Annotated in this window: 7 protein-coding genes; all 7 read left to right on the top strand. The window is 51.9% G+C overall.

What is annotated here, in order from left to right:
* Positions 1 to 252: hypothetical protein (locus PN498_RS12320; protein WP_272063098.1), on the top strand; the 252-nt coding region annotated here is incomplete at its 5' end.
* Between the two features lie 161 nt (positions 253 to 413).
* Positions 414 to 635 (top strand): hypothetical protein, encoded by a 222-nt coding sequence (locus tag PN498_RS12315; RefSeq protein WP_272063096.1) that lies wholly within the window; start codon positions 414 to 416, stop codon positions 633 to 635.
* Between the two features lie 58 nt (positions 636 to 693).
* Entirely contained in the window at positions 694 to 1,572 is an 879-nt protein-coding gene (locus PN498_RS12310) for an IS982 family transposase (RefSeq protein ID WP_272063094.1), read from the top strand.
* Between the two features lie 487 nt (positions 1,573 to 2,059).
* Positions 2,060 to 3,601, top strand: coding sequence for an IS21 family transposase (gene istA / locus PN498_RS12305; protein ID WP_272063092.1), 1,542 nt, complete (start codon positions 2,060 to 2,062; stop codon positions 3,599 to 3,601).
* Positions 3,602 to 3,629: 28 nt separating this feature from the next.
* Positions 3,630 to 4,400 carry an IS21-like element helper ATPase IstB gene (gene istB / locus PN498_RS12300; RefSeq protein WP_272063090.1) on the top strand — a complete coding sequence of 257 codons (771 nt, stop codon included), beginning with the start codon at positions 3,630 to 3,632 and terminating at the stop codon, positions 4,398 to 4,400.
* Positions 4,401 to 4,651: 251 nt separating this feature from the next.
* The gene (locus tag PN498_RS12295) at positions 4,652 to 5,578 is read left to right on the top strand and encodes a group II intron reverse transcriptase (protein WP_334312251.1); all 927 of its coding nucleotides are present in this window, start codon (positions 4,652 to 4,654) and stop codon (positions 5,576 to 5,578) included.
* Between the two features lie 598 nt (positions 5,579 to 6,176).
* Positions 6,177 to 6,676: calcium-binding protein (locus PN498_RS12290; RefSeq protein ID WP_442951417.1), on the top strand; the 500-nt coding region annotated here is incomplete at its 3' end.

Genomic DNA, 6,676 nt, shown 5'->3' with positions numbered 1-6,676 from the left:
GTGATCAATAACTCGCCCACCACTCTGAAAGCCTTCTACTCAGCTATTGGGCGATTTCAAGTGATGAGCGCCGGGGCCAACGAAACCAAACTACAGCAGCAACTTCGGACAAGGCATAACAACTATTTCACCCGGTTCTTCCGAGCCTTGCGGATAGCCCAGATTGGGGCCTTCACAGTTGATGTCATCGTCTGCATTGTCTATGCCCCCATCTTTGGGTTAGGTCTGACGGGACCCACTTTCAATCCCTAGAACGCTTGGCGGGTCGCCATTACAGTCTTTCTGTTTTACATCGTCGTGTACCTCATGATTGAGGTCCGAAAAGCCATTGATGTCCTCATTGGCGGCCAGCAGCGGCAAAGAGCGACCGTGTAGACATCTTTCCCTGATTACGACGCATTGGCGTTATCGAGATGAGTATGCAGTTACAACTAGACAGACTCTCAGCATTTGAGGCAGAAGGCGCGATCGCTGCCATCAGCCAGGCGCAGCAGGAGGGGACCCTCGTCATCATGGACCCCTATTCCGAAGCGGTTGAGAATCGCGAGCATGGCCGCTTCATAACCCACGCTAGCTATGGCGTGGGTGGTGGTGGAGCGACAGGGGCACTCCTTTTTAACGTGAGTTCGGGATAAGAAATGAAGGGGCCAAAACGGTTGAAACTATAAAAACTCATCAACCAGGCCCCTCCTAATGGATAGTTTAGAAGACCTCTTTTGCCATATCGATGACTTCTGCCAGGCCTTCGTCCCTCAATGGCAAGCCACTCTGCTGGACAGCGGCGTAAACCATCGTAAGCGTGCCCGTTCGATGAGCCTCAGCGAAATCATGACGATTCTGGTCAGTTTCCATCAGCGCTCCTATCGTAACTTCAAGCACTTCTATCAAAAGCATGTCTGCCAGTACTGGCGCTGTGAGTTTCCCAACCTGCCTAGCTATCAGCGCTTTGTCGAGTGGATGCCGTCTACCTTGATGCCCTTGTGTGTCTACCTCAAGCACTGCTTTGGCCGGTGCAGTGGCATCAGCTTTATCGATGCCACTGCGCTCAAAGTCTGTCACAACCGCCGCATCAACTCCCACCAAGTCTTTGAGGACATTGCCGCTCGCGGCAAAACCTCAGTGGATTGGTTCTTCGGCTTCAAGCTTCACCTAGTCGTCAATGAATTCGGCGAGTTGTTGAACATGACGGTGACGCCGGGCAATGTTGACGACCGCAAGCCTGTGCCTGAACTGCTGAGTGGGCTCTTCGGTAAAGTCTTGGCTGACCGGGGCTACGTCTCACAGAAGTTGGTGTGTCAACTTTTAGAGTCCTTTGGCGTTGAGTTTTTCGCCAAGCCCAAACGCAACATGAAGAATAAGCTGATGAAGCTCACCGACAAGCTACTGGCTCGAAAGCGAGCGATTGTTGAAACGGTCATCGACCAGCTCAAGAACATCTCACAGATTGAGCATTCTCGTCACCGCAGTCCCACCAACTTCATAGTCAATGTTCTCTGTGGTCTCATTGCTTATTGTCATCAACCCAAGAAGCCTGCCATCAATTTAGAGTGGGTTTTACCCTCTGCGGCTTAACCCGAACTGACGTTATCTAGATAAAGCCGAAGTTGAGCCTCAAATTCGACGATTTAAGGAACGCTTAGAAGCCTTAGAAAAGCAATCTCAAAACCTTCGCCTTCAAGACCAGCAGAGAAGAGATTTACAGCTCATTATTGGACATATGGAAGAGTTCAGTGCCAGGGTTAAATCAGGACTTGAAAACCTAGATTGAAATGGTCAGAGAGAGCTCATTCGAACACTGGTTAAACGATTGGAGATTAGCAAAGAGCAGATTAACGTCGTGTTCCGAGTCGGCGAAGGGCCATTACCGGGAGCTGAAGATCCTTTTTTGCATGATTTGCAAAATCGCGCCAACTTCGGCACCTGAATCGCATCAACTTCGGCAGTCAAATCGCGCCAACTTCGGCACCTGAATCGCGTCAACTTCGGCAGGTCGTGTCCAGCCCATTTGGAAGTACTCATACCCTTAGCTCAATCAAGCGTCAGGGAGAAGAGAACAGCCATGGGTCGAAGTGGTCAAGGAGTCCAATTGCCGATGGTGAAATTTCGAGAAATTATTCGTCTGCACGAGTTGGGATATAACCAGAGCGAAATCGCGCTGAGTTGCGCTGTTGCGCGCTCGACAGTGCAGGACTATATCCGGCGAGCGAGGGGCAAAGGACTGAGCTATGAGGAGTTGTCTCAGCTCAGCGATAGTGAAGCGCAAGTCCGACTAGGTAAAGGTAAACAGCCCAAAGTTGAGACAGCGATTGATTTTGCGGTTGTGCATCGTGACTTGCAAGGCAAAGGCGTGACGTTAGCGCTGTTGTGGCAAGAGGGGCTTGACCAGCAACAGTGGAATCTGAGTTACGGTCAGTTCTGTCGGCGCTATGGTCAATGGAAAGGGCACCAAGACCTCTCGATGCGCCAGACTCATCAGGCGGGTGAAAAGCTGTTTGTCGATTACTGTGGTCAAACCGTCCCGGTCTATGACCCAGTGAGCGGGGAAACACAGACAGCACAAATCTTTGTGGCCTGCTTGGGGGCGAGTAACTATACCTTCGCCGAAGCGACCCCGACGCAAACCTTAGCACACTGGATTGGCTCCCATGAACGAGCTTTAGCCTTCTTTGGAGGCGTGCCCAAAGCCATCGTTCCGGACAACCTCAAGTCAGGTGTCACCGACCCTTGCCGGTATGAACCGGGTGTCAACCAGAGCTATCACGCTTTTGCCGAACACTATCAGGTGGCGATTCTCCCGGCTCGCTCGAAGAAGCCTCGCGACAAGTCCAAGGTAGAAAAAGCGGTGCAGGAAGTCGAACGACAAATCTTAGCGCCGCTACGCCATCAGCGCTTTACCAGTTTCACCAAGCTCAATGCGGCCATTCAAGCGCGCCTAGAGCAGCTAAATCATCGGCTGATGAAAAGCTATGGCTGCTCGCGTCGGGCCTTGTTTGAACAAGTTGACCAACCGGCCTTGCAGCCCTTGCCGACGCATGCCTTTGTCTTTGCCCGGTGGAAGCAAGCGAAGGTGAATTTGGATTACCACCTAGAAGTGGACAAGCACTACTACTCGGTGCCCTACTGGTTCGTGCGTCGTCAGGTCAGCGTCAAAGTCAGCGAAAGCTTGGTGGAAGTCTTCTTTGAGCATCGACGCATTGCTGTTCATCCTCGCTCGCAGGCTCCTTATCGTCATACGACACTGCCGGAGCATATGCCGCCGGAGCACTGGGCCTATAAACGCCAGTCAAAAGAGACCTTCCTGACCTGGGCACAGCAGGTGGGCCCCCAAACGCACCGCCAGGTGACGGCCATCTTTGCCGCTAAAGACCATGAAGAACAGGCCTTTCGCACCCTCAAAGGCTTGCAATCTCTGGCTACGCGCTATGGCGCTCAGCGCTTAGAAGATGCCTGTCGGCGCGCCAACACCTTTGCGCTAGTGGGCTATCGACGGCTCAAAGCCATTCTCAAGGCGCAACTGGACCGGTCTGTGCCACTTCTAGAAGTTCCTCAAGCGCCCTCAGCGCGACATGACTATGTGCGCGGCGCTGATTACTACCACTGAAACTGACCCACTATCAGAGTTCTTTGCGATGCAACAAACCTTAGACCAGTTGAAAACCCTCCGACTCATCGGCTTGCTCGAAGCCTGGCAGGAACAACAGGGACAGCCCACCTATCACGACCTCACCTTTGATGAACGCTTCGCCCTGCTCGTTGAACGGGAGTATCTCAGGCGGCAGCACCAACGACTGCAGCGACGACTCAAACAGGCGCAACTTTCTACATCAGCGACTTTGGATGCCGTCGATTTCACTGTACCTCGGGGATTGAAAAAAACTCAGTTCCTGGAATGGGTACAGGGCCAATGGTTGGGCCAGCACCTCAATCTCATATTGATGGGGCCGACGGGCGTGGGAAAAACCTTCTTAGCTTGTGTTTTGGCCGACCATCTCTGTAAGCAAGGCTATTCCGTACGCTATTTCAAAACGGCCGAACTGCTCTCGGAATTGAAGTTCGCCAAACTCGACGGCTCTTTCCCAAAACTGCGCAAACAACTCGCAGCCTTTGACCTCATCATTCTCGATGAGTGGCTGCGCGATGCCCTCGCGCCCAATGATGCCCGCGACATGCTTGACTTCCTCGATGACCGCTACCGGCGTTCCTCTTGTCTACTCGCAACCCAGTTCCCCATCAATCAGTGGCATCCCCAAATTCAAGACCCGACTTTAGCCGATGCCATTCTTGACCGCTTGGTGCATGACTCTCTGCGTCTGGCCCTGAGAGGTGAGTCTATGCGCAAGCTCACCAGCCCGCTCAAGGATGAAACTGATCTGATTCCAGAGGAAAACGCCATGTCTTAGAAATGTCGATCGCCGTTGTCGTCAACTGACGACATAATGAAATTGACCTGCCCAATGACCGCGAAATTTTCTCAGGTTTTCAGGGGTGCCGAAGTTGATGCAACTCGGTGCCGAAGTTACGAGAATACGCATGATTGTTGGAGGGGAGCTTTCGCCTTTGTTAGCGAATATCTGTCTCCACGGCATGGAAGAACATCTCCATCGAGCTTTCCCCCCTTACGTCCGCCTACATTGATGGCAAATAGGTCAAAATTCCCGCGCCCGCTCTGATTCGATACGCCGACGATCTGGTTGTTTTGCAACCAGATCTAACGGTCGTTCAATCCGCACAATTAGCCCTTGCTGATTGGCTGGCGACGTTCGGGTTGACGCTTAAATCGGCCAAAACTCGGATTACTCATACGCTCCATGCCTATGACGGGAATCGAGGGTTCGATTTCCTCGGCTTCCACGTCCGTCAGTATCCTGCTGGTAAACACCAAACAGGCCGCTGTCGGGGTGTTTCACTTGGCTTCAAAACACTCATCAAACCCGCCAAGGACAAGGTGAAACAGCACCACCAACGATTGGCTCAAATTGTGCGCTCCCATCGCGCGGCTCCCCAGGCCGCTCTGATTGCACATCTCAACCCAGTCATTCGTGGCTGGTGTCGGTATTACTCCACTAAAGTGAGTAAACACACCTTCTCCCAATGCGCGGTAGACCTCTTCGCCAGCCTCCAAAGTTGGGCGCGAAGACGGCATTCGAAGAAACATCGGCGATGGGTGAACCGCAAGTATTGGCACGCCACCGGCAGCACTCAGTGGGTCTTTGCTGCTCGCTCGAAACCGGACAGATGGATAAAACTGGCAAATCATGCGGACACGCCGATCCGGCGCTTTATCAAAGTGCAGGGAACTCGCAGTCCCTATGATGGCGATTGGATCTACTGGGCCACTAGGCGTGGCCAATCCCCGCTCATCCCGCCCAGCGTCGCTCAATTGCTCAAGCGCCAGAAAGGCCGTTGTAATGCTTGCAATCTGGTTTTCAAGACCGATGATGTCATTGAACTCGACCACATCATTCCCCACTTTCAAGGCGACCTTGATGGTTCTTCTAATTGGCAACTTCTACATCGACATTGTCACCATGTTAAGTCTGCTGCTGAGCCACATTCAGCACACAGAAAAGAGGTCTAATTGTCACTCACCAAGTCGTTGAGGAACTGGATGAAGGGAAACTTTCACGTCCGGTTCTGTAGACCATCGCCGGGGGCGACTCCAAAGATGAGCCTAACCCACCGGCACACTATTCACAATCAAGATTGCGGCTCAGCTCCATTGCCGTAATCATAACACCGCAGGGCACTGTCAATTTAACTTTCCATGCCTCGCCATAAGTCAGCCATAAGTTAGCCTTTCTCAACCTTGAGCGTAGCCATCTGTAGAGTTCAATTAAATTAGTCGAGTTAAACGAGGTTCCACGAGTGACGAAGTAAGAATGTACGCTGAGCACCTTGGACTTTCCGTGCCTATTAAACTTTCCGACTTTTAGGGCGCTATCAACCATTTACATCGACCCAAACAATATTCAAAAGATGCAATTCAATCACTTACCACGGCATCTTTTAGATCATAGGTGATGGTATTACCCTTCAGTCTGTTTCTGCAGTTCTTTGCTCACTAAAAATATCTGAATCAACCCTCCTGGCTTTCTACCAGGAGGAACTTGGTGCGCCGATATCACTGTTGTGAGTTTTTGTTTTTCGGCCCTCTAATACTATTAGGAGAACCCCAAATGAATACCTTTCTAACTTTTCTTGTCAACCAGATCGTCGGTAGCTTGTTTGAGAATGCCCCTGAAATCGAAGATCTCGGTGACATTTTGATTGGTGGTAATGGTGATGACAATCTTCAAGGAGGAGACCAAGACGATGTCTTCCTGAGCGGCAATGGTAACGACACTGTTCTAGGCGGTGCGGGTACGGATATCGTTTTTGCCGGTGCGGGCGATGACACTGTTGTGGGCCAAACCGGTAATGACGTTGCCTTTTTAGGGAACGGTCGCGATCGCTTCATCTGGAACAATGGTGACGGCAGTGACTTCATCAATGGTGGCGCTGGCTTCGATGTGACCGAGGTGAACGGGGCGGATGGGGCTGGCGATGAGTTTGACCTGCGTCAAGTGGATGGCCAGGCCATCTTTAACCGCCTCAATCTGGGACTCTTTACCCTCACGAACGAAAAGATTGAGCAGTTTGAGATCAATGGTCTGGGCGGCGATGACTCGCTGACGGT

Origin of the sequence: Oscillatoria sp. CS-180 (genome assembly GCF_028330965.1) — a bacterium.
GTDB lineage: Bacteria > Cyanobacteriota > Cyanobacteriia > Phormidesmidales > Phormidesmidaceae > Halomicronema.
This window is presented reverse-complemented; position numbering and strand designations above follow the sequence as displayed.

Bases quoted from the DNA above. Each gene is read 5' to 3' on its own strand.
- PN498_RS12315 (WP_272063096.1), top strand. From the start codon at position 414: ATGAGTATGCAGTTACAACTAGACAGACTCTCAGCATTTGAGGCAGAA.
- istB (WP_272063090.1), top strand. From the start codon at position 3,630: ATGCAACAAACCTTAGACCAGTTGAAAACCCTCCGACTCATCGGCTTG.
- PN498_RS12310 (WP_272063094.1), top strand. From the start codon at position 694: ATGGATAGTTTAGAAGACCTCTTTTGCCATATCGATGACTTCTGCCAG.
- istA (WP_272063092.1), top strand. From the start codon at position 2,060: ATGGGTCGAAGTGGTCAAGGAGTCCAATTGCCGATGGTGAAATTTCGA.